Origin of the sequence: Parvibaculum sp. (assembly GCF_046297875.1) — a bacterium.
Classification (GTDB): Bacteria; Pseudomonadota; Alphaproteobacteria; order Parvibaculales; family Parvibaculaceae; genus Parvibaculum.
This window is the reverse complement of the sequence record NZ_JBKBHD010000001.1, coordinates 2229424-2252978: the sequence shown is the minus strand read 5'-3', so window position 1 is coordinate 2252978 and position 23555 is coordinate 2229424. Positions and strand designations below refer to the sequence as shown.

Annotated in this window: 22 protein-coding genes and 1 tRNA gene; 4 read left to right on the top strand and 19 right to left on the bottom strand. The window is 61.9% G+C overall.

Annotated elements, in window-relative coordinates:
• Positions 1–10: 10 nt before the first annotated feature.
• Entirely contained in the window at positions 11–1540 is a 1530-nt protein-coding gene (locus tag ACK4FH_RS11125; RefSeq protein WP_409815253.1) for a carboxyl transferase domain-containing protein, read from the bottom strand.
• 149 nt (positions 1541–1689) lie between these two features.
• Between ACK4FH_RS11125 and ACK4FH_RS11120 the strand changes: the two genes are divergently transcribed.
• Together ACK4FH_RS11120 and ACK4FH_RS11115 are read left to right on the top strand one after the other, a co-directional pair.
• The gene (locus ACK4FH_RS11120; protein ID WP_409813577.1) at positions 1690–2280 is read left to right on the top strand and encodes a TetR/AcrR family transcriptional regulator; all 591 of its coding nucleotides are present in this window, start codon (positions 1690–1692) and stop codon (positions 2278–2280) included.
• 15 nt (positions 2281–2295) lie between these two features.
• Complete coding sequence (locus ACK4FH_RS11115; RefSeq protein WP_409813574.1) at positions 2296–2694, top strand: nuclear transport factor 2 family protein; 399 nt, start codon at positions 2296–2298, stop codon at positions 2692–2694.
• Here ACK4FH_RS11115 and ACK4FH_RS11110 read toward each other — a convergent pair.
• Positions 2691–3884, bottom strand: coding sequence for an acetyl-CoA C-acyltransferase (locus ACK4FH_RS11110; RefSeq protein WP_409813570.1), 1194 nt, complete (start codon positions 3882–3884; stop codon positions 2691–2693). The genes ACK4FH_RS11115 and ACK4FH_RS11110 overlap by 4 nt on opposite strands.
• Positions 3885–3985: 101 nt before the next feature.
• Between ACK4FH_RS11110 and ACK4FH_RS11105 the strand changes: the two genes are divergently transcribed.
• Positions 3986–4876 carry a phosphatase PAP2 family protein gene (locus ACK4FH_RS11105; protein ID WP_409813568.1) on the top strand — a complete coding sequence of 297 codons (891 nt, stop codon included), beginning with the start codon at positions 3986–3988 and terminating at the stop codon, positions 4874–4876.
• Positions 4877–4880: 4 nt separating this feature from the next.
• Here the strand turns inward: ACK4FH_RS11105 and ACK4FH_RS11100 are convergent, their stop codons facing one another.
• From ACK4FH_RS11100 to ACK4FH_RS11065, 8 genes are all read right to left on the bottom strand, one after another.
• A complete protein-coding gene (locus ACK4FH_RS11100) occupies positions 4881–5960 on the bottom strand; it encodes a glutathione S-transferase (RefSeq protein ID WP_409813565.1) in 1080 nt (359 codons plus the stop codon).
• Positions 5960–7132 (bottom strand): isovaleryl-CoA dehydrogenase, encoded by a 1173-nt coding sequence (locus ACK4FH_RS11095; RefSeq protein WP_409813563.1) that lies wholly within the window; start codon positions 7130–7132, stop codon positions 5960–5962. The genes ACK4FH_RS11100 and ACK4FH_RS11095 overlap by 1 nt, the downstream gene beginning before the upstream one ends.
• A gap of 80 nt (positions 7133–7212) precedes the next feature.
• A complete protein-coding gene (locus ACK4FH_RS11090; protein WP_409813560.1) occupies positions 7213–8235 on the bottom strand; it encodes a Kelch repeat-containing protein in 1023 nt (340 codons plus the stop codon).
• Between the two features lie 27 nt (positions 8236–8262).
• The gene (gene mgtE / locus ACK4FH_RS11085; protein WP_409813558.1) at positions 8263–9699 is read right to left on the bottom strand and encodes a magnesium transporter; all 1437 of its coding nucleotides are present in this window, start codon (positions 9697–9699) and stop codon (positions 8263–8265) included.
• Positions 9700–9806: 107 nt separating this feature from the next.
• Positions 9807–9893 (bottom strand) — tRNA-Leu (locus ACK4FH_RS11080).
• 72 nt (positions 9894–9965) lie between these two features.
• The gene (locus ACK4FH_RS11075) at positions 9966–10790 is read right to left on the bottom strand and encodes a phosphoadenylyl-sulfate reductase (protein ID WP_409813555.1); all 825 of its coding nucleotides are present in this window, start codon (positions 10788–10790) and stop codon (positions 9966–9968) included.
• Positions 10787–11347, bottom strand: coding sequence for a bifunctional precorrin-2 dehydrogenase/sirohydrochlorin ferrochelatase (locus tag ACK4FH_RS11070; RefSeq protein ID WP_409813553.1), 561 nt, complete (start codon positions 11345–11347; stop codon positions 10787–10789). Before ACK4FH_RS11070 ends, ACK4FH_RS11075 begins: the two co-directional genes overlap by 4 nt.
• Positions 11348–11532: 185 nt before the next feature.
• Positions 11533–11784: a FliM/FliN family flagellar motor switch protein gene (locus ACK4FH_RS11065; protein ID WP_409813550.1), complete on the bottom strand. Its 252-nt coding sequence runs from the start codon at positions 11782–11784 to the stop codon at positions 11533–11535.
• A 75-nt stretch (positions 11785–11859) separates the two neighbouring features.
• On the opposite strand from ACK4FH_RS11065, the gene lipB reads away from it, so the two are divergent.
• Positions 11860–12549 carry a lipoyl(octanoyl) transferase LipB gene (gene lipB, locus ACK4FH_RS11060; protein ID WP_409813548.1) on the top strand — a complete coding sequence of 230 codons (690 nt, stop codon included), beginning with the start codon at positions 11860–11862 and terminating at the stop codon, positions 12547–12549.
• 18 nt (positions 12550–12567) lie between these two features.
• On the opposite strand, the gene ACK4FH_RS11055 is transcribed toward lipB, so the two are convergent.
• The 9 genes from ACK4FH_RS11055 to ACK4FH_RS11015 form a co-directional block, all read right to left on the bottom strand.
• Positions 12568–13605 carry a hypothetical protein gene (locus tag ACK4FH_RS11055; RefSeq protein ID WP_409813546.1) on the bottom strand — a complete coding sequence of 346 codons (1038 nt, stop codon included), beginning with the start codon at positions 13603–13605 and terminating at the stop codon, positions 12568–12570.
• Between the two features lie 153 nt (positions 13606–13758).
• Complete coding sequence (locus ACK4FH_RS11050) at positions 13759–15774, bottom strand: acetyl-CoA carboxylase biotin carboxylase subunit (RefSeq protein WP_409813544.1); 2016 nt, start codon at positions 15772–15774, stop codon at positions 13759–13761.
• A gap of 11 nt (positions 15775–15785) precedes the next feature.
• A complete protein-coding gene (locus ACK4FH_RS11045) occupies positions 15786–17318 on the bottom strand; it encodes an acyl-CoA carboxylase subunit beta (RefSeq protein WP_409813541.1) in 1533 nt (510 codons plus the stop codon).
• 255 nt (positions 17319–17573) lie between these two features.
• Positions 17574–18365, bottom strand: a complete 792-nt coding sequence (locus ACK4FH_RS11040; protein WP_409813539.1) for an ATP12 family chaperone protein — start codon at positions 18363–18365, stop codon at positions 17574–17576.
• Positions 18366–18381: 16 nt separating this feature from the next.
• Positions 18382–20154 (bottom strand): AsmA family protein, encoded by a 1773-nt coding sequence (locus ACK4FH_RS11035; RefSeq protein ID WP_409813537.1) that lies wholly within the window; start codon positions 20152–20154, stop codon positions 18382–18384.
• Entirely contained in the window at positions 20151–20849 is a 699-nt protein-coding gene (locus ACK4FH_RS11030; RefSeq protein WP_409813535.1) for an HAD family hydrolase, read from the bottom strand. The genes ACK4FH_RS11035 and ACK4FH_RS11030 overlap by 4 nt, the downstream gene beginning before the upstream one ends.
• Entirely contained in the window at positions 20846–21838 is a 993-nt protein-coding gene (locus tag ACK4FH_RS11025) for an RluA family pseudouridine synthase (protein WP_409813533.1), read from the bottom strand. The genes ACK4FH_RS11030 and ACK4FH_RS11025 overlap by 4 nt, the downstream gene beginning before the upstream one ends.
• Positions 21835–22218, bottom strand: a complete 384-nt coding sequence (gene crcB, locus ACK4FH_RS11020; RefSeq protein ID WP_409813530.1) for a fluoride efflux transporter CrcB — start codon at positions 22216–22218, stop codon at positions 21835–21837. Before crcB ends, ACK4FH_RS11025 begins: the two co-directional genes overlap by 4 nt.
• Positions 22215–23519: a replication-associated recombination protein A gene (locus ACK4FH_RS11015; protein WP_409813527.1), complete on the bottom strand. Its 1305-nt coding sequence runs from the start codon at positions 23517–23519 to the stop codon at positions 22215–22217. The genes crcB and ACK4FH_RS11015 overlap by 4 nt, the downstream gene beginning before the upstream one ends.
• Positions 23520–23555 lie beyond the last annotated feature (36 nt).

Below are 23555 nucleotides of genomic sequence, written 5' to 3'. Positions count from 1 at the left end.
TGGCTTCCCCTCACATCCGGAAGACGCCGAACTGCGTCTCCGGGATCTCGGCGTTGAGCGTTGCGGAAAAGGCGAGTGCGAGGACGCGGCGGGTTTCGGAAGGAGCGATGATGCCGTCATCCCAAAGCCGCGCGGTCGCAAAATAGGGATGGCCCTCTTCCTCATACTGCGCGCGGATCGGCGCCTTGAAGGCGCCGGCTTCCTCCGGCGTCCATTTCTCGGCATCGCGATGCACGGTTGCAAGCACGCTTGCCGCCTGCTCGCCGCCCATCACCGAAATGCGCGCATTGGGCCAGGTAAAAAGGAAGCGGGGGCTATAGGCCCGCCCGCACATGCCATAATTCCCCGCGCCATAGGAACCGCCGACAATGAGCGTCACCTTCGGCACATTGGCGGATGCCACCGCCGTCACGAGCTTCGCGCCGTCCTTGGCGATGCCGCCTGTCTCATATTCGCGGCCCACCATGAAGCCTGCGATATTCTGCAGGAAAAGGAGCGGCACTTTGCGCTGGCAGCAAAGCTCGATGAAATGCGCGCCCTTGAGCGCGGACTCAGAAAACAGGATGCCGTTATTCGCGATGATGCCGACGGGCAGCCCGTGAATATGCGCGAAGCCGCAGACAAGCGTCGTGCCATAAAGCTTCTTGAACTCATCGAAATCGGAACCATCTACCAGCCGCGCAATCACCTCGCGCACATCGTACTGGATCGACAGCGCATGCGGCACTACACCGTCAAGCTCCGCCATGTCGTAAAGCGGCGCGCGCGGCTCTGCGAGCGGAATGGAAATCTTCTTCTTGCGGTTGAGCGTGCCCGCAATCTGCCGCGCGATGGCGAGCGCATGATGATCGTCCATTGCATAATGGTCGGTAACGCCCGACTTCCGCGAATGGACATCGGCGCCGCCCAAATCCTCCGCCGAGACGATTTCACCCGTCGCCGCCTTCACGAGCGGCGGCCCGCCGAGAAAGATCGTTCCCTGCTTGCGCACGATCACCGTCTCGTCCGACATGGCAGGCACATAGGCCCCGCCCGCTGTGCAGGAGCCCATGACGATCGCGATCTGCGGAATGCCCCTCGCCGACATCCGCGCCTGATTGTAGAAGATGCGGCCGAAATGCTCCCGGTCCGGGAAAATCTCAGCCTGGTTCGGCAGGTTCGCACCGCCAGAGTCCACCAGATAGAAACAGGGGAGATTGTTTTCGAGCGCAATTTCCTGCGCCCGCAGATGCTTCTTCACCGTGACGGGATAATAGGTGCCGCCCTTGATCGTCGCGTCATTGCAGACGATCACACATTCCTGACCTGCAATGCGGCCGATGCCGGTGATGATCCCCGCCCCGTTGATCGCCTCGCCATACATGCCATGCGCGGCCATGGGCGAAAGTTCGAGGAAGGGCGTTCCGGGGTCAATCAGCCCATAGACGCGGTCTCTCGGCAGGAGCTTTCCGCGCGACACATGACGCTCGCGCGAGCGTTCGTCGCCGCCAAGCGCGGCCTTTGCCCTCTGCTCGTTGAGCCGGGCAGTGAGCTGCGCCATCGCCTCCACATTCTCTTTATATCGGGCATCGCGCGTATTGATATTCGTCTTGAGAATGGCCACGGCCTTAACCCCGGACTGGACTATTTATAAAAACGATCATACGTTCGTATCCAGACATGAGCAATAGCTCTATCGGGAGATCGGCCTTGGCGCGAACGGCAGGTTCATCCGGCGAAAAGACCCTTGCCGCAATCCGCGAGGCGGGGCTCGACCTCATTCATGCGCATGGCTATGAGGCGATGAGCCTCCGCCAGCTTGCCGCCCGCATCGGCCTCCAGCCCGGCTCCCTCTACAACCATATCGAGACGAAGCAGGATCTGCTGTTCGATCTCATCCACAACCACATGGTGACACTGCTGGCCAGCCTCGAAGAGGCGCTTGCCGGCATTGACGATCCGCTGGAAGCGCTCGAAGCCTTCATCGCCTTCCACCTCACCTATCATGTCGAACGAAAGCGCGAGGTTTTCATCGGCTCATCGGAGCTTCGAAGCCTTGAATCGAAAAGCCGGCGGAAGATCGTTGCGCTGCGCCGCACCTATGAAGACAGGCTCTGCGCCATTCTCAAGCAAGGGGCGGACCGCGGCCTGTTCAAAATTGAGGATGTGCGTGTCAGCGCCTATGCAATCCTCGCCATGCTGACCGGCATTTGCACATGGTACGATACGAAAGGCCGCATCGGGCGGAAGAAGCTCATCGGCATTCACACCCGCCTTGTGCTGCAGGGCGTGATGAAATGACACCTGGAGGACGGAATGGCTGATGCCGCACGCAAATTTCTCGACCGCTGGTATGCCTATGTCGAGAACCACGATCCCGCGCTGCTCGATGCGCTGGTCGCCGAAGATGCGATGATCTCATCCCCCGCCTTCTACAAGCCCAAGGCATCGAAGCCCTATGTGCTGGCGATCCTCAATGCCGTCATCGCCGGCTTCGAGGATTTCACCTACACAAAGGAATGGGTGGATGGGAATGAGATCATCCTCGAATTCAATTCGCGCATCGGCGACACGAAGCTGAAAGGCATCGACCGCATCACGGTGAACGAGGCAGGTCAGATCGCACATATCGAAGTGCTGATCCGCCCTCTGAATGGTCTCATCGCCCTTGCCGAGCATGTGAAGAACGCACTGACGAAAGACGCCGCCGCTTAATTCAGCGTCTCTATCGCAATCGCCGTCGCCTCGCCGCCACCGATGCAGAGCGAGGCAACGCCGCGCTTGCCGCCGGTCTGCTTCAGCGCATTGAGCAGCGTCACCATGATCCGTGCGCCCGACGCGCCGATCGGATGGCCAAGCGCGCAGGCCCCGCCATAGATGTTCATGTTGTCGTGTGAGAGCCCCAGATCGCGGATCGCCGCCATCGCGACCACGGCAAAGGCCTCGTTCACTTCCCATAGGTCGACATCCCCCTTCGACCAACCGGTCTTTTCCATCAGCTTGTTTATCGCGCCGATGGGTGCGGTGGAAAACCACGCCGGTTCCTGCGCATGCATCGTGTGGCCGCGAATGGCGGCAAGCGGCGTGAGCCTGCGGCGCTCCGCTTCCGAAAGCCGCATCAGCACCAGCGCCGCCGCGCCATCCGAAATCGAGCTTGAGTTAGCTGCCGTCACAGAGCCGTCGCGCGCGAAGGCGGGTTTCAGCGTGGGGATCTTCGCGGGGTCCGCCGTCAGCGGTTGCTCGTCATTGACGACTTCGGCAATCCCCTTCCGTCCGGCGACCTCCACCGGAATGATCTCATGTGAAAAGGTGCCGCTCTCGACGGCGCGTTTTGCACGTGCCAGCGACTCTACTGCATAGGCGTCCTGCTGCTCTCGCGTGAACTGATAATGCTTCGCCGTCTCCTCGGCATAGCTGCCCATCAGGCGGCCCTCATAGGCATCCTCGAGCCCGTCGAGGAACATGTGGTCCTTGACCTCGCCATGGCCGAGCCGCATCCCGCCCCGCGCCTTCGGCAGCAGATAGGGCGCGTTGGTCATGCTCTCGAGCCCGCCCGCAACAACGACTTCCGCATTGCCCGCCACGATCGCGTCATGCGCCATCATCACGGCCTTCATGCCCGAGCCGCACATCTTGTTGATCGTCGTCGCAGTCGTGCCATCGTCGAGGCCTGCGCCGCGCGCTGCCTGCCGTGCCGCCGCCTGGCCAAGCCCGGCCGAGAGCACACAGCCCATCAAGACCTCATCCACAGCCGTCGGCGTGAGCCCTGCCCGCTCCACCGCTCCCTTTACCGCGATGGCGCCAAGCTCGGGCGCCGTCTTGACCGCAAGCGAGCCCTGAAAGCCGCCCATCGGCGTACGCGCGGCGCTGACAATGACGACAGTTTCGTGACGGTCTTGTGACATGAGACGGATTCCGCGGTTAGACTTGGCCGCAAGGGCCGGGATTCGGGGCAAACCCTATCCCAGAAAAACAGGCTGCCAAAGCCACTTGGGGGAGTATTGCCTTGGAAGATTTCCTGCACAGCATGGATTGGGTTTTGCCGCTCCGCAGCGATTGGGCAACACCCATCGCCGATGGCTTTACGGCCCTTGGCTACACCACGTTTTTTCTGATTTTCCTGCCCATCGGCTACTGGCTCTGGGACAGGGCCGTCTTCACGCGCCTTGCGGTCCTCATCGCCATCTCGGCGGTTGTGAATGGCTGGTTCAAGGATTTCTGGCAGGACGCCCGGCCCGACCCGAAATATTGGCTCGATGGCCGCATCGACGGTTCGCCCGGCCGCCCCTCCGGCCACGCCCAGATCGCCGTCGCCATGTGGCTTTGGCTCGCCTATGAAATCAGAAAGAACTGGGCTTGGGCCGCCGCCATTTTCATTGCCGCAGGCATCTGCTTCAGCCGCCTCTATCTGGGTGTCCATGATGTCGACGATATTCTCACCGGTATCGCCTTTGGCCTCGCAAGCATCGGCCTCTTCATGCTGCTGCTCGGTCCGGGCTTCGATTGGTGGCGCCGCCTGCCGGTCTGGGTCCACCTCGCAGTGATCCTCGCCCTCGTACCTGCACTCTGGGTCATCTGGCCGCCGGAAGGCGCTGCCGGATCGAGCTTTTTCGGTCATGTCGCCGTACTGTTTCTGCTCTTCGGCTGGGTCGCAGGGCAGACGCTCGACTATCGCCTCGCGCCCGAACGCGGCCCGCGCGCCGAAGCCTGGAGGCAGATTGTGATGGCAGTCGGCGGCATCGCCGTGCTGCTCGGCATCCGCTGGGTCATCGAGACGGGCGGCCCGGCCATCGGCCTCGACCGCGCGACCGTTGCCTATGGCGGTGCGGCGATCCTCGGCTTCTACATGACGGGGCTTGCCCCGATGAGCTTCCGCGCATTGAAGCTGATGAAGTAGTGCCTCATGCCATCGCGTAGGGCGGTGTCTTCTCGCGCTCACCTTCATTGAAGGAGAGCCAGCGAAGGCAGCCGCTCTCCGCGAGTGCCGGATCGATCCGGGTCCGCGTGGTAGCGTCGAGTGAGACATAGGCTTGTTTCAGCCAGAGCAATGTGTGCGCCTGATAGGGCCGCGCCAGCGTCTTGAAGCCATGACCGCGGATATCGGCCACCATCGGCTTGAAATCCTTGCCTGCAAGGTGAGCATCCACCGCCGCCTGCAGCATCGGCAACGCCACCTCGCCCGCAAGTTTCAGCATGCCCTTCGCGCCGGTGGAGAGCGGCGCATCGGGAGCGTTCCACTCACCATCGACACCGGATGCGTCATCCATGAGCTGCACCCACTGAAACAGGCGCACGGCTTTCCGCTTCATCAGGTTCGACGTCGTCGGATCGACGGCATATTGGCTCAACTGCCCGTAGAGGCCAAAATCGGCAATGGAAGGCCGCGAGCCGAAGAGGAAAAGTCCCTCCGCCATCTGCGCCTCCATGAAGCCAAGCAACTCGTCATAGGTCGATTGCAGCAGCGGTCTGTTCTCAGCCGTACCACCCAGAAACTCGCGCAACGTCTCCTGGCGGGAAAGAAAGGCTGCGGCGGCATCGCCAAGCTCCGCTTCCGGCACGGCACCGAGCCAGCCTGCCATCTGCCTGCGCGGACAGAAGATACGATCCGCCTCTTCGTTCCAGCGATAGTCGAACATCGGCAGCGGCAGCCACTCGTCGGATGCCTCCTCGATCACGCGCGCAAGGAAAGCGATGCCCGCATCCTCAGGCACGACGGAGCGGACATCCGGATGCCGCTTTTCCAATTCATCGATGATCGGCGTCGAGTCCGAATGATAGCTGCCTTCGGGAAACTGGATCACCGGCACCTGCCGCTTGCCCGCACCGGCGATCTCCGTTCCCTCGCCCATCGCCCCGCTTCCGCGAAAGGCGCCAAGCGGCACGATCCATCGATGCGGCAGATGCCGGTAGCGCAGCACGGCCCGCAGCTTGTGCGAATAAGGAGAGCCGGGTCCGCCGAGCAGCCGGTATATGCCTGTCATCACGCCGTCTCGTTGAAAAGCTCGCGGCCAATCAGCATGCGGCGGATTTCGCTCGTGCCTGCACCGATCTCATAGAGCTTCGCATCGCGCAGCAGGCGACCTGTCGCGTAATCGTTGATATAGCCATTGCCGCCCAGCGTCTGGATTGCCTCGAGCGCCATCCATGTCGCCTTTTCGGCGGCATAGAGGATTGCGCCCGCTGCATCCTTGCGCGTCGTCTGCCCGCGGTCGCAGGCTTTCGCCACGGCATACGCATAAGCGCGGCAGGCATTCATGGTTGAGTACATGTCGGCAAGCTTGCCCTGCATGAGCTGGAACGTGCCGATGGGCTCTCCGAACTGCTTGCGCTCGTGAACATAGGGCACCACCGCGTCCATGCAGGCTTGCATGATGCCGAGTGGCCCTGCGGCAAGTACCGCGCGCTCATAGTCGAGACCCGACATGAGAACGCGCACGCCCTCATTCACCTTGCCGAGAATATTCTCCTCCGGCACCTCGCAATCCTCAAACACAAGTTCCGCCGTGTTCGAGCCGCGCATGCCGAGCTTGTCGAGCTTCTGCGCCGGACGAAAACCCTTCATGCCCTTCTCGATCAGAAACGGCGTTATGCCCTTCGGACCGGCATTGGGATCGGTCTTGGCATAGACGATCAGCGTCTCGGCGTCTGGCCCGTTGGTGATCCACATCTTGTTGCCGTTGAGCACATAGCGGTCGCCCTTCTTCTCCGCCTTGAGCCGCATCGAAACGACGTCCGAGCCTGCGCCCGGTTCCGACATGGCAAGCGCGCCGACATGCTCGCCGGAGATGAGTTTCGGCAGATATTTGTGCTTCTGTGCGTCCGTCCCCCAGCGGCGAAGCTGATTCACGCAGAGATTGGAATGAGCACCATAGGAAAGTCCGACGCTCGCCGAACCGCGGCTGATCTCCTCCATCGCGACGACGTGTTCGAGATAGCCAAGCCCTGCGCCGCCGAATTCTTCCTCGACAGTAATGCCGAGCAGGCCAAGTTCGCCAAGCTGCGGCCAGAGATCGCGCGGAAATTCGTTCGTACGATCGATCTCGGCTGCGCGCGGCGCAATCTTGTCTGCTGTGAAAGCGCGCACCGTATCGCGGATCATGTCGGCGGTTTCGCCAAGATCGAAATCGAGAGAAGGATAGTCGTTCGCGCGCATGCCTGTTTCCTTTTATTTGCCGGGCGACTTTGCCGCGCCCTTCGTTTTCCGTCTTTATCCCGATCGGGATAGGACGGAGACTACTCTTCCGAATAAATATCAACCACGTCGGATTCCGTAAAAACCGTATAGACCCCGGCGCCCGGGCTGCCGCCCACCACGACCAGCTTGCCATCAGCCACTGCCGCAACCGCGCCGTGACGCGGTGACGGCATGGAAGCCGCACGACGCCAGGAATTACTGCCCGCGTCGAGTACGAAATGATCGCCATAGGTGCGCGGGGGCCGCCGCTGCTCGCCACCCGTCACATGGATGCGGCCATTCATTTCCGCCGCCACATGGCCTGCACGCGGCGAAGGCAGTGCCGGCCCGCTCTGCCAGCGTCCGGTCGTCGGCTCGAAAATGTCGACCCGCGCCGTTGCATTGCCCTCAATCAACCCGCCAATCACATAGATGCGCCCGTTTGCAGCCACATACGCCGCAGCAACGCGCGGAGCGGGCATTGGCTCGCCAACCTGTTGCCAGCTGTTCGCAGCCGGATCATAGGTCCAGACGCGCGAAGCCGCTTCGCCTCGGCCACCCAGCGCGTAAATCCTGCTGCCCGACACGACAAATCCATGCCCCGCGCGGGCGGCGGGCATCGAGGCAATTCCGATCCATGTACCGACCTGCGGATCATAGACCCAGGCCTTGGCTGAATCGCCTTCGCTCGCGGCGCTCTGTGCGTCGGCGCCATTGAAGATACCCATTTGCGGGCGCTCGGCAGGCAGCGCTTCATAGCCGCCCGCAACATAGATTCGGCCGCCGAATTCCGCCATCCCGAATTGCAGTAAACCCGCCGGCAGCGACGGTGCAGCGCGCCATATGTCACCGCGAATATCGTAGATTTCCGCGTCCGTGCGCGGACCCGACGTACTGTCACCGCCAACAACATAAAGTTCAGAGCCGATCAGTGCGCCACCTGCGAAAGCCCGCCCCGTAGTCATTGGCGCGCCTTCGCGCCAGACATCCGCCGCGGCGAAGTCAGGCAGGGCAATAATGATTGCCGGAGCGAGCAACGCAAGAGCGGAAAGCGAACGGATTGCATTCCGAAGTACTGACATCATTGAACTCCCCTCGCTCATCCGCACTCAGTAGAACAACACGACTGCGGCCAAACCGAGAAAGGCAAAAAAGCCGACGACATCCGTCGTGGTCGTCACGAATACGGGCGACGATACAGCCGGATCGGCGCCCATCTTCTCGAGTCCCAAGGGTACAAGAATGCCGGTGAGGCTTGCCACGACGAGATTGATCAGCATGGCGCTCGCAATGACGATACCGAGCCATTCATTGCCGAAAACAAGTCCAACCAGCACCCCGAGCAGCACGGCAAAGAAGAGGCCGTTCAGAATACCAACCCAGAATTCTCGAATGATCGTGCGGCTCACATTGAAATTGACCAGGTCGCGAGTCGCCAGCGCACGTACCGTTACGGTCATGGTCTGCGTACCGGCGTTGCCGCCCATGGAGGCAACGATCGGCATCAGAACGGCAAGCGCAACCATCTGCTCGATGGTCGCATCGAACAGCGAGATTACCGATGCAGCGAGGACCGCTGTGACCAGATTTACGAGGAGCCAGGGAATCCGGCTTCGCGAGGTCTGCATAACCGTATCGGAAATCGATTCATCGCCTACGCCCGCCAGCAGACGGATATCTTCTGCCGCTTCCTCGCTGATAACCTCGACGATGTCGTCCACCGTGATGACGCCGACGAGGCGCCCGGACTCATCCACCACCGCCGCCGAGATCAGATCGTACTTGCCGAACTGATGCGCTACTTCTTCCTGGTCCATTTCGACCGGAATGAGCGTCTGTTCGCCTTCCATGATCTCGGAAATCTTCACGGGCCGCTTCGTCCGCATGACGCGCGACAGCGGCACGGTGCCTATCGGCTTGTAAGCCGCGTCGACCACGAAGATTTCATAGAATTCCTCGGGAAGCTCGTCGGCCTCACGCAGATGATCGATCGTCTGGCCGACATCCCAGAACGGCGGCACGGCAACCAGCTCGCGCTGCATGAGACGGCCGGCCGAATATTCGGGATAGTCGAGCGATTGCTCGAGAGCGGCTCTGTCGCTTGCCGGAAGCTGGTCGAGGATAAGGCGCTGCTCGTCCTCATCCATGTCTTCGAGGAGATAGACCGCATCGTCCGAATCCATCTCGGTGAGAGCAGCCGCGATATCCTTCGGATCGAGCATTTCGATCACGTGGTCGCGGACGCTTTCATCGAGCTCGCTCAGAACCTCAGGATTGAGGTCCTCACCGAGCATTCCGACGAGAACCTGGCGCTCATCGGACCGCAGCAATTCGAGAAGTTCGGCGAGATCGGCCGGGCGCAACGGCAACACCAACTCTCGTGCCGAGTGGGCATCCGCCCGGTCCACGGCATCGACGACGGCGCGCACGAACCCCGGCGAAAGCGCTTCTTCCGCCACCTCGTCGCCGGTTTCTGCAAGAGCCGGATCGGCCAAGGGCGCCACTCCCGATGAATCGCGTTTCCGAACGCCGCGAGTGTGCTTCATTTGGCAGGGGGCCGCCAGCCGGGCCGGACCAAAAAGCGCGCCAGGCCGGGCAAAAACGGCGGTTCATTGCGATGAAGGATGAACCCTTCCCCTTAACCGGGGTGAGATGGTGCGGTCGAGAAGACTCGAACTTCCACGGGAGTTACCCCACAGCGACCTCAACGCTGCGCGTCTACCAATTCCGCCACGACCGCATGTCTCGTGAGCCGGGCGGATGTAACAAATCCGCGTCGCTTGCTCAAGCGGCAAATGGCGGAATTCCCGCCTTATATGCCGTCACCGTCAATATTGTTCGGCAAGTGGATGCCGCACTCGTCCTTGTCGCGGCCGACCCAGCGTCCGTCGCGATAGGAGCCACCCTCCGGCACACGTTCCGTGCAGGGCATGCAGCCGATCGACAGGTAGTTGTCCTTGACCAGCGGATGGCGGGGAAGCTTGTGTTCATCGAGATAGGCTTCCAGGTCTTCCTGGGCCCAGTCGGCCAGAGGATTCACCTTGAACCGGGTGCCGGTGGCTGTACCGGGCTCGCCCGTGCCCCGCACCTTCTCTTCCTCGATGGACTCCATGGCAGCGCGCGCATTTGTCTGGAAGCGCTTGCGGCCCGTGATCGAGGCGTCGAACCCCGCAAGCGCGCGTTCGAGAGGCAGCACCTTGCGGATGAAGCAGCAGGCGTCGGGATCGGCGTTCCAGAGCCCGCCATGAGGATCGCGCGCCGCGAGGTCCGAAGGGTGCGGCCCGATTGCCCGGATATCCGTCAGGCCGAGCTTTTCCTGCAGCCGGTCGCGATAGCGCAGCGTCTCGCCAAAGAGCTTGCCGGTATTGAGAAAGATGACGGGCGTCGAGGGATCGACCTGGGCCACCATATGCAGCAGCACGGCCGATTCCGCGCCGAACGACGACACGACGGCAATCTTCCCGGGAAATTCGGTCTTGATGGTGGCCCGGAGCAGGTCGATACCGCCTAGCCCCTTGTGGGCCGCGCGCAGACGCTGCAACGCGGGCGATACCACCGTGGCGGAATCCATGACGGCCGCTCGGTCCTCGCCCATGGACGCCTTTCCGGGGCGCTTCCTGAGGTCGATAGCAGTCATGAAAGCCAGCCTTTCTCTTCGATATAGGCATCGACCCTGCGGCCGATCTCGGCGAGTTCCAGTCCTTCCGAGCGCCAGACCCGCCGCTGGCGCCCCACTTCATCCAGACGGCCCGCCCATTCGGGCCCGAACAGGCCTTCAAGATGGCGCCGGAGCCGGCGCGCAAGGCCCGGCGATTTGCCGCCGGTCGACACGGAGATCACCAGATCGCCGCGCCTCACGATGGAGGGAACGTGAAAGTCGCAAAGCGGCTTCACATCCTCCGTATTTACGAGCCGCCCGGCTTCCCGCACCTTGCCGGCAAGCTCAATGCTCTCGCGGTCGCCCAGTCCGGCCAGAAACACGATATGCGCGCCGGTCAGAACCGCGTCGGCAGGACGCGCACCCTTGAGCCGCTTGCCTGCCTGTCTTGCAAATGCCTCTGACGGGGCCGAGGAATAGACCTCGAGACGTGCCGCACCTGCCTCGTCGAGAAGCCCGAGCCGCTTCTCCGCCGCCTCTCCCTCGCCAACCAGAACCACCTTCAGCGAGGCTAGATCGAGCAGGATCGGCAACATGGGCGCCTCCTAAGCTGACCCTGGAAATGGCGCCGCCGCGCGCGGCCGCTCAATTCCCGTTAGAGATAACAACTATGCCCTATAATTCAACTCACGTCCGTATAATATTATATTTCACATTTTTGTAGTGGTATATAACAAAAAAGGGCCCTTGGGCCCCTTCAACTCGTTGCAGGAAACTGCGCTTAAATCTGCGTGTTGGCCGCTTCGGAAGCCGAGAGAATGGATGTGATAGAGACCGCAACCCGTTCGCCCTGCACGACAATCTCGCCCCGCGCGATCGGCACATTGTTGGCCAGCACCCAGATTTCCTCGTCCTGCTTTGTGCCGAGCTCGATCACCGCGCCGCGACCCATCTTCAGAAGCTGATGGATCGGCATTGATGACTTGCCAATCACCACCGAGAGTTCGACATAGACGTTGTTGACGGAATTCAAGATGGACCCCACTTGCCCGAAGCACTGACCAGAAGCACTGATAACGGTCCTAAAATCGCATGCTAGAGTTACCTCATGGTTAAGCCCCTCCCTCTCGCAGCTGCGGACGCGGAAACGCCCGAATGGCGCATTTCCGACGCGCCTGTCCCTTATGAAGCGGCAGTGCGGGAGATGGAAGAACGGGTGGCTGCGATCGCGGACGGCCGCGCGCGCGAACTCGTCTGGTTGCTCGAACATCCGCCGCTCTATACGGCCGGCACCAGCGCCGAAGAACGCGACCTGATGGACCCGGACCGCTTCCCCGTGTTCCAGACGGGCCGCGGCGGCCAATACACCTATCACGGCCCCGGCCAGCGCGTGGCCTATGTCATGCTCGATCTGAAACGGCGCAGGCCCGATGTGCGCGAATTCGTCGGCGACCTAGAGAAATGGCTGATCGCGACGCTTGCCGAATTCAACGTGACGGGAGAACTTCGCGAAGGCCGTGTCGGCGTCTGGGTCAGGCGAGCCGAGAAGGGCCTCACCGCCGAGGACAAGATTGCCGCCATCGGTGTGCGCATCCGCAAATGGGTCACGTTCCACGGCGTCAGCCTGAATGTCGATCCAGACCTCGACCACTTCTCCGGCATCGTACCCTGCGGCATCAGCCAGCACGGCGTAACGAGCCTTGCCGATCTCGGCATCACCGCGACGATGGCCGATGTGGATATCGCGCTGAAGCGCAACTTCGCAAAGATCTTCGGGGGTTCGGATCCAAGCCGCTAGTATCACCACCACTTCGAGCTAGAGCGGCGTCTGGCGGAAGCCGAGATAGAGAAGCCCGATACCGCCCGCCACCGCAAAGAGCCAGACCAGCGCGCCGAGGAAAGGTACGGAAATCCCGATCCAGATGATTGCAGCGGCAAGAACGATTCCCACGATGCGGCCAAGAACGCCCTTCCCCGCCTCGCCAATCCTGCCCGCAAGAAACTCGCCGAAGGCGGCCAGCATGCCCGCAAGGCCGAAGATCATGCCGAGCGGCCAGAGCAGCAGAAGCAGAAATGCGAATGGCAATCCGACAATCGTGACTGCGATCAGGATGGCCGCGACCGGCAGACCGACAAGCCAGATCAATCCAAGCCCAAGCGCGGGAACAGGCTGCGCAACAAGTGCTTCACGCATTCTCGATGTCGTAACAGGTGCGGCGAAGGCGATGGCAAGCGCGATGACGCCAAAGAACAGCGCTCCCCCGGCCGACATGTGGTAGCCCGGCGCGGCGATGCGCGGCCCGCCCCATTGCTCGTCAATATGACGATCGCGCCACCGCTCGCGCGTATCGGCGCGCGGCGCCGCAGGCGGGCTTTGGTCGCGCGCCGTCGCAATGTCGTGGCCGTTGATTTCGCCTTTCACCTTCGCGTTCCGGTCCACCCGCGCCACCGAAGGCGAGTAATAGGTGACATTTCCGCCGATATCCGCATCCGGACCGAGCGTGAGATCGAGGCCATAAAAGCTGACATCGCCCTTCACCTTGCCATTGATGAGCGCTTCCTGCGCGCGGATCGAGAGATCGCCGTCAAGCTCACCCTCGACAGCGGCGCGGCGGGCGGCAATCCAGGTATCGCCCTTAACTTGCGCATCGCGGGTCAGGATGACGACTTCGCCAGCCGCCGAGAGCGTGCCATCCACCTTGCGGTCGAAGGTGAGATCGCGCGCAACGGAAAAGACATCCTTGCCGCTCGCCCACTCAAGCACCTTGCCTGCGAGGTCGTTCTGCGCCTGCGCCGCAGTGCCGCTAGCAAAGACGATGAGAATGGCAAATAGCCGGACGATCGTGCCGCGCATGTCAGATCTCCTTCCTTGGCCCCGGAAGAGACTATAGCGCGCAAAAGCCGAAGGAGACAGGGTTCAGGAACCGCTTCCCTTCTCCCTTGCAGGGAGCGGGGAAGCGGACACTGGTTCGCGGAAGCGTGAGAGGACGCGAAGCGAGCCGGCCCCTTACGCAAACTCCATTATCACCGCATCGACCGCGAGGCTGTCGCCCGGCTCTGCGTTGATCTTTTCGACCGTGCAGTCGTTCTCGGCGCGGAGAATGTTTTCCATCTTCATCGCCTCGACGACGGCAAGCGCTTCGCCCGCCTTCACTTCCTGGCCGACGGTCACATGAATGGCCTTCACGAGACCCGGCATGGGGCAAAGCAGCATCTTGGACGTATCGGGCGCCACCTTTTCCGGCATCAGCAGGTTGAGGCGATGGCCGAGCGGCGTGCGGACGGCCGCATGCGCCGAAGCGCCGCGATAGCGCAGAACATAGCCCTGCTTCGCGCGCACGAGTTCCACCACCATCGGACGGCCATCGACCTCGCCACGGAACACGGCGTCTCCCGGCACCCAATCGGAGCGGACATTGTGCGCTTCGGCGCGATTGCCATCATCGTCGAGAAAAACGACGCGAACCGACCCACCCATGTCATCGGCGGTCACCCGGCGCGCCCAGTCATCGACCGCGACGACCCATTCCTTGGGCAGCTTGCGCGGGCGGTTGGCCAGCTGGCCGGAAATCTGCACCGCGCGCTCGGCATGGACCTTGTTCATGTAGACCGCAATGGCGGCAAGCATCATGGCTCGTTCATCAGACAGCGGCACACCGCTGAAACCATCCGGATATTCCTCGGCGATGAAGCCGGTCGTGATACGGCCTTCGCGGAAACGGGGATGCTCCATGATCGCATTCACGAAGGGGATATTGTGCTGGATACCTTCGATCAGGAACTGGTCGAGTGCAAAGGCCATATGGTCGATCGCCGACAGACGATCCGGTCCATGCGTGCAAAGTTTCGCAATCATCGGATCGTAGAACATCGAGATCTCGCCGCCTTCATAGACGCCGGTATCGTTGCGGATGGTAAGCCCCTCCGCGACGCTCTCTTGCGGCGGCTGATAGCGCACGAGACGGCCCGTCGAGGGAAGGAAGTTGCGATAGGGATCTTCCGCATAGACGCGGGACTCGATCGCCCAGCCATTTATTTTGATGTCGGACTGCTTGATCGTGAGTTTCTCGCCCGCGGCCACGCGGATCATCTGCTCAACAAGATCGATCCCGGTGATGAGCTCCGTCACCGGATGCTCCACCTGCAGGCGCGTGTTCATTTCGAGGAAATAGAAATTGCGATCCTTGTCGACGATGAACTCGACCGTGCCTGCGCTCTCATAGTCCACAGCCTTGGCAAGCGCGACGGCCTGCTCGCCCATCGCCTTGCGCGTTGCCTCGTCGAGGAAGGGCGACGGCGCTTCTTCGATGACCTTCTGGTTGCGGCGCTGGATCGAGCATTCGCGTTCATGCACATAAACGACATTGCCATGCTTGTCGCCGAGCACCTGGATTTCGATGTGGCGCGGCTGCGTCACGAACTTCTCGATGAAGACGCGATCGTCGCCGAAAGAGGACTTGGCTTCGGACATGGACGAATTGAAGCCGTCCGCGACTTCCTTCTCTGACCAGGCAATACGCATGCCCTTGCCGCCGCCGCCGGCCGACGCCTTGATCATGACCGGATAGCCGATCTCGTTGGCGATCTTGACGGCCTCTTCCGCGTCCTTGATGACACCGAGATAGCCCGGCACCGTGTTCACCTTGGCGGCATTGGCGAACTTCTTGGACTCGATCTTGTCGCCCATCACCTCGACGGCCTTGATGTTCGGGCCGATAAAAGCGATGCCGTTATCCTTCAGCGCCTGCGCGAATTTCGCATTCTCCGACAGGAAGCCATAGCCGGGATGAACCGCCTCTGCGCCGGTCTGTTTGCAGGCATCGATGATCTTGTCGACGATAAGATAGGACTGCGCGGCGGGCGGCGGGCCGATATGCACCGCCTCATCCGCCATCTCCACGTGCAGTGCGTCCTTGTCCGCATCGGAATAGACGGCAACGGTCTTGATGCCCATCTTCTTCGCGGTCTTCATGACGCGGCAGGCAATTTCGCCCCGGTTGGCGATCAGGATTTTTTTGAACATGGGAGCGCGCCTCAGAGCGGAATGTTGTCGTGCTTCTTCCACGGATTCTCGAGCTCCTTGTGACGAAGGAGCGCGAGCGCCCGCGCAATGCGGACACGCGTGGAATGCGGCATGATGACTTCGTCGATATAGCCGCGCTCGGCTGCGACGAAGGGATTGAGGAAGCGGTCTTCATAGGCCTTGGTATGAACCGCGATCTTTTCCGGGTCCTTGATGTCCGCGCGATGGATGATCTCGACCGCGCCCTTGGCGCCCATCACCGCGATTTCCGCGGTCGGCCAGGCATAGTTGAGATCGCCGCGAATGTGCTTTGACGACATCACGTCGTAGGCGCCGCCATAGGCCTTGCGGGTGATGACAGTGACTTTCGGCACGGTGGCTTCCGTGTAGGCAAAGAGCAGCTTCGCACCATGCTTGATGAGGCCGCCATATTCCTGCGCCGTGCCCGGCAAGAAGCCTGGCACGTCCACGAAGGTGACGATCGGAATATTGAAGCAATCGCAGAAGCGCACGAAGCGCGCGGCCTTGCGGCTCGCGTCGCTGTCGAGCACACCGGCAAGCACCATCGGCTGGTTCGCGACGATACCGACGGTCCGGCCTTCCATGCGCGCAAAACCCGTGATGATGTTCTTCGCGAAGCTCTCCTGCATCTCGAAGAAATCGCCCTCGTCCACGACCTTGAGGATCAACTCCTTCATGTCATAGGGCATGTTCGGGTTGGCGGGGATGAGCGTGTCGAGCGAATACTCGATGCGCTGCGCATCGTCGAAGAACGGACGCTCCGGCACTTCGTCCTTGTTGGAAGACGGCAGGAAATCGACAAGGCGCCGGATCTGCGTCATCGCGATCACGTCATTGTCGAAGGCGCCGTCGGCGACCGAGGACTTGGTCGTATGGATCGACGCGCCGCCAAGCTGCTCGGAGGTGACGGTTTCGTTCGTCACCGTCTTCACGACGTCGGGGCCCGTCACGAACATGTAGGACGTGTCGCGCACCATGAAAATGAAGTCGGTCATGGCGGGTGAGTAGACGTCGCCACCGGCGCAGGGGCCCATGATGACGGAAATCTGCGGGATCACGCCCGAGGCAAGCACGTTGCGTGTGAACACTTCGCCATAGCCGCCCAGCGCATCGACGCCTTCCTGAATGCGCGCGCCGCCGGCATCGAAGAGACCGATGATGGGGGCGCCGGTCTTCAGCGCCATGTCCTGCACCTTGGTCATCTTCTTCGCGTGATTGCGCGAAAGCGAGCCGCCGAACACCGTGAAGTCCTTCACGAAGACGAAGACGGGACGGCCGTTCACCGTACCCCAGCCCGTGACGACGCCGTCGCCCGGCACTTTCTGCTTCTCCATGCCGAAATCCTGGCAGTCGTGCTCGACGAACATGTCGAACTCCTCGAAGGAGCCCTCGTCGAGCAGGAGCTCGATGCGCTCCCGCGCCGTGAGCTTGCCTTTCGCATGCTGCGCCTCGATGCGCTTCTGGCCGCCACCGGTCCGCGCCTCCTGCCGCCGCTCTTCAAGCCGACGAAGAATGTCCTTCATGCCGCCCCCTCGATATACCGGACGGGCCGCCCTGCCCGGTCTTTCGGGAGGCAGCCTCTCTGAACTGTGTCTGGACGCCTGAGCTCGGGCTGAGAATAAGCGGCCCGCTGGCGCTGTCGCATCGCGCGAAGGCGACCTGAATAGCACCGAAATCTCGTTTTTGCCAATGGCTTGGCCGCCATTCCTATGGGCGGGTAGGAACCGGCGCCAGGGTCTGCGGCAACGCTGCGTTAGCTTGAGCCGGAACCGCCGGATTCAGCCGAGAAGGCGGATGAAACGGCCGGTTTCAACAAGTTCGGAGCGTCTCGTTTCGAGTCTCGCCCGCTCATCCTCGTCCTCGCCGGAAAGTTCCATCTGCCAGTGCTCATCCAGATGGGCAATATCGAAGGCCTCCTCCGGCTGCAACCGGCCGAGCGTCACGGCCAGGCCGATCACGGCCGAGCCAGTCAGCGTGACCGCATTGTGAAGGGCGGCAATGCGGAAGGCGTCGAACGCCTCCAGCGCCCTGCCGTAAGCGTCAAGCGAGGCTGGCGGCTGCGCCACATGAAGGATGCCCGTGGTCGGCGTAAGCGCAATTCCATGCGCCGCCGCCCAGCCGAGCAGAGGATCCCACAGCGCCGCCTGCCGCGCAGCCAGCGCGGCGGGATGTTCGGCCCGGTAGCAGAGAAGATCGGTACCCGAATAGGTTACGAGTTCCGCAATCACGTCTGCCCGGCGCGGCACCACAAGATCGATCGCGGTATTGGCGAGCTTGGTGAGCCACATTTTCCTGGGGTCGATTTCTTCCCGCTGGGCCTCCCATTCCGCTGCCATCGCCTCGGCAAGCGCGAGCGACGGCACGGCGAGCGCCTGTTTCGACGGCGTCTTCACGACTTTCCTATCAAGCAGCACGGCGTAGCTACCGTCATGCTGTCCCGCCTCTGCCTTCATGTAGAAACGCTTCGGCAGCTTCGGCTTGTCCCGGCCCGGATGCGAAACCTGCTGATCGAGCGAGCGGTTTCGCGCCAGATCGAAGATCGCGGCGGCTGTATCGTCGTTATCGTTCATCGGGATTCTCGAACCATTACCGACCAAAGATATTGCCGATGCCGCGGCCAATGCCATCAAGCACTTCGCCCGCCCCGCGCGCAGCACCTTCCGCAGCGCCGCCAATCGTGCCAACGACACCGCGCGACTCTTCGCTGGCAGCCGCCGCAGCCGCACCGCATTCACCACCGGCCGCGACGGAGCCAGACCCTGTGCTCATCAACGGCAGAAGCGCGCCGAGGCCGCCAGTCAGCGCAACCCCGCCCACCGCCGTCGCAACGCTGGTGGCCACACCCGTCCGGTCGAGCCCAGCGGAAGGTGAGGTGAGCGGACCGGACAACCGCACAGGGAAAGCCAGACTGACAAGGCTTGCCTTCTTTGGTTTGGGCTTGAACAGAAGATCGATGCGTTCCTTGCCGAGATCGATCGTGCCGGAACCTGTCGTGATCAGCGTGTCCGTTTCAAGCGCGATCGCCGATGCCTTGCCGATACCGCTCGTGAAATCAAACCGCGAAATAGCGCAAACGAGCTTCGCTGTATCGCCGCTCTCGCCGGACGGGATCAGCACACGTGTCAGATCGTCCGAAACGACGGCAAAGGCGCGTGAATTGATCGTGCCCTTGCCGATTACTAGATTGGACTGACCGTTGAGCGAGGAGGCAATCGCATTGAGCGACTTGCCCTGCCCCTTCAGCCGCGCGCCGAAATCCGCATTGGCGGAAAGCATGGTCGTGAGGTCTAGATCGGTAAGCAGACGGCCAAGATCGAAATTCACTGCATCCGCATCGAGAGAAACATTACCGCGCGTATCGGCGTTCAGCGCAAGTTTGAGAGGGCGTCCGCGATAGGCCGCACTCAGCGGCGCGGCGAGCTTGCCATCCTGAATTTTCAAGGGCAGCTTCATTGAGGTGAGAACGATCTTTCCATAGCGTAGCTCTTCAAGCGCAAGCGAAAGATCGGCATCTGCCGATGCCAGGCCGTCGAGCGGCAGCGGATCCTTGCTGAAAAGCGGACCACCGCTCCCGCCACCGCCCGTGAGGAAAGGTGTTACATCGAAGGCCGGGCTGGTCAGCGCGCCGGTGAGCTTCGGCCTGGCCCTCAAGTCGAGTGCCAGATCGCCACCTATGCTCGTACCGGCAACGGTGAGCGCCGCATTGTTGAGCGCAATATTGGTGGCATCGCCTTCAATATCCGATGCAAAGGAAACGGCAGAACCGTTCACCTTGCCTTCGATCACCGCATGAAAGCCCGCGCCTTTCGCCGCGAGAGTCACTTCGTCGAAAGCCGCTTCACTCACCTGCCCGGTCGCGCCATCGCGATAGGCGAAACGGAAATTGGAAATATTGAGCTCCGGTACGCCTGCCAGCGCCATGCCGCCGCCCGCTCCTTCAGCCGGAGCCCTTGGCGCGGCCTCGCCTTCCGCGAAAATCCAGTTGCCGCGCCCGCGCCTGTCCGTTTCGAGGAAAATGTCTGCATCCGCAATTTCAACGCGGCGCACATCGACACTACCTGAGAGAAGCGGCAACATGGCCACCTCAAGCTCCAGACGCGCCGCCGAAAGCATGTTCGGCTTGGTACCCCACTCCGCATTCGAGAAACTGATCTTCTCGGCAACGACCGTCGGAACCAGCGAAAAACCGATGTGGAGCGGACCTTCGATTTTCAGCGTACGGCCCGTCGCTTCCTTCGCTGCAGTTTCTATCTGCGGCGCGAAGCGGCCAAGATCGATCAGCGTCAGCGCATAAAGTCCGCCCGCGAGAAGCAGAACGACGACGAGAATGAAACCGAGAAATTTCCTCATGATCTTCATGCCCCTCCGGTAATGGGCACAGGCGCCCAGATTTCATCAAGCGCGGGCCCAAGTCCGGCAAAATCACCCAGAACCTTGCGCGCGCCGCTGGCCGTCAGCAGGTGTGGCTGATGATAGCCCCAATCGACACCGAGCGCATGTGCATGCGCAGAACGCGCCATCTCCATATCGAAGGTCGTATCGCCGATCAGCACTGTATCCGCGGGATCGGCACCCGTCTCGCGCATGGCGCGGCGCAGCATCTCGGGATGGGGTTTCGACGGCGCATCGTCCGCCGTCTGCAGCGTCACGAAATAGTCGCGCAACCCGTGGGTCTCCAGCGCATGCCGGAGCCCGCGCTGCGACTTGCCCGTGGCAATGCCGAGCAGCACATTCTCCTGACCCGAAAGAAGATCGAGTGCCTCACGCACACCGGGGAACAGCGGCTCCGCTAGTTCCTTCCGCGTGCGCAACTCAAAGAATGCCCCCTTGTAACTTTCCGTCAGCTTCCGGCGCAACGGCAAGGCGACTTGAGGCACCAGCGCTTCTATCGCCTCATCGAGCGACAGACCGACAATCGAAAGCACCTTCTCACGCGGCAGATGCGGGAGCCCATGCGCATCAAAGGCATGGTTCATCGCCGCCACGATCATGTGCTGACTATCGATCAGCGTTCCGTCGCAATCGAACACGACGAGGCGGAGGTGTTTACTCATCCGTCCAACCCTTCAAAGGCATCTTTCGCATCGCGCTCGTCGAAACCGAGCAATTTCCAGCTCAACATCATGTGCGGCGGCAGCTCGGCCTCGATGAAGAAGCGGCCGCCATCGGGATGCGCGATGTCGATAGAGCGGGCATGGAGATGAAGGCGGCGCGCGATCTCTCCGCCGGGATGTGCGTTCACACCGCCATATTTTCCGTCGCCCACTATGGGCGTGCCGATAGCGGAAGCATGGGCGCGGATCTGGTGTGTACGGCCGGTGAGCGGCATCAGGGCGAGCCACGCAAGCTTGTAGGACGCCGTGGCGACAGTCGAGAAATGCGTGATGGCATGCCGCGCATCCTCATCGTCCTTGTCCGCCGCGAAAACACGCTCGGCGCGTGGTCCACCCTGCTTCGTCAACGCGAGATCGATCGTGCCTTGCCGGGGCGTGGGAACGCCAACGACGAGCGCCCAATAGGTCTTGCGCGCATCTTTCTGCTTGAAGGCGCGGGCAAGAGATGCAGCCGCCTTTGCCGTCCGCGCCAGCACGAGCACGCCGGACGTGTCGCGGTCCAGGCGGTGCACGAGACGCGGGCGTTCCACTGCATCGAAAGTAAGCGCATCGAGCATCCCGTCGAGGTGACGCTCGGTCTTGGTCCCGCCCTGCACGGCAAGCCCTGAAGGCTTGTTGAGCACGAGGATCGACTTGTCCTTGTGGATAACGAGCGACCGGACGAAAGCCGCATCCTGTTCGCTTACACCGCGCTCGGCTTTCGGCGCAGGCTTGGCGGCATCGTCGCCCAATGGCGGCACCCGCACGACCTGTCCCTGGTCGAGACGCGCATTCGCTTTGGCTCGCGCGCCATCGACACGCACCTGCCCCGTCCGCAAAAGCTTTTCGAGGCGGCCATGCGTAAGCATCGGGAAATGGCGCTTGAACCAGCGATCGAGGCGAATGCCATCTTCATCCGCGCTGACGGCGATCTGGGAAACTTCCTTCATGCCTGAAAAAACATCCTGACAAGAGCGAGACCGAGAAAAAGCGCCCCGACGCAGGCGACGACGGAGCCGCCCATATAGGCGAAGGCAAGCTCCATGTCGCCCCGCTCAAGCATGTTCACGGCATCGAGCGAGAAGGCGGAGAAGGTCGTGAACCCGCCGAGAATGCCCGTGGTGAGAAAGCTGCGTGCCTCTGGGCTAAGATCGAGCTTGAGCGCGAAGAGGCCGACGAGAAGCCCCATCATCAGCGAACCGATGACGTTGACGCCGAATGTGCCCCAGGGAAAGCTTGGCCCCAACAGACGAAGCATCTGCACGTTGAACAAGTGTCGTGCGCCTGCGCCGATAGCGCCTCCCGCGACGACCGCAAGAAATGTATTCATTCGCCCCTCTCTTCTCTCAGCTTGCGCCAATAGGCGAGCCGCTTTGAAATCTCGCGCTCGAAACCGCGCTCGGCCGGACGGTAGAATTCCTGACGCCCGACTTCCTCCGGGAAATAGTCCCGACCGGAGAAGGCTTGCGGCGCGTCATGATCGTATTCATAGCCCGCGCCATAGCCGAGTTCCTTCATGAGCTTTGTCGGCGCGTTGAGAATATGCGCTGGCGGTGCAACGGACCCCGTATCCCGAGCCGAACGCTTCGCCGCGCCAAAGGCTGCGTAGGAGGCATTCGATTTCGGCGCGGTGGCCAGATAGATCGTCGCCTGCGCCAGCGCCAGCTCACCTTCCGGCGCACCAAGGAAATCGAACACGTCTTTGGCTGCAAGCGCCTGATGCACAGCCTCGGGATCGGCAAGGCCGATATCCTCGATCGCAGCGCGCACAAGGCGGCGCGCGATGTAGAGCGGATCTTCGCCGCCGGCGAGCATCCGCGCGAGATAGTAGAGCGAGGCATCGCAATCCGAACCGCGGATCGACTTGTGCAAAGCGCTGATGAGATTGTAGTGCCCTTCCCGCCCCTTGTCGTACAGCGGCGCACGGCGTTGCACGGCAGCAATCAGTGCAGCCGTATCGAAAGCCCCGACAGGCGCCAGCGTGTGAACCTCCTCGGCAAGATTGAGCGCGTAGCGCCCATCGCCATCCGCCATCGCGCGAAGCGAAGCGCGCGCGTCCTCATCGAGCGGCAGCGGAGCGCCGTACCAGCCTTCGGCCCGCCGCAGCAACTTTTCAAGCGCGGAATCGTCCAGCCTGTTCAGAACCATCACCTGCGCGCGGGAAAGCAGCGCCGCATTCAGCTCGAAGGACGGGTTCTCCGTCGTCGCGCCGACCAGCGTCACCGTGCCATCCTCCATCACAGGTAGAAATCCGTCCTGCTGGGCGCGGTTGAAGCGGTGAATTTCGTCGACGAATAGCAGCGTGCCCTTGCCGGTGGATCGGCGAGCGCGGGCCGCCTCGAATACCTTCTTGAGGTCGGCAACACCGGAAAAGATGGCCGACATGGGCTCGAAATGGAGGCCCACCTTGTCCGCCAGCAGCCGGGCGATGGTGGTCTTGCCCGTACCCGGCGGCCCCCAGAGTATGATCGAGGAAAGATGTCCGGCGGCGAGCATCCGCCCCAGCGGCCCTTTGGGGCCCAGCAAATGGTCCTGCCCCACAACTTCTTCGAGCGCTTTCGGGCGCAGCCGGTCGGCCAGCGGGCGCGGGGCGCCTTCGTCCATGCCTGCGGCTTCGAAAAGTGTGCTCATGGCGGCTGTTTAGCACGGATTCCGGGCGGCGCTGAG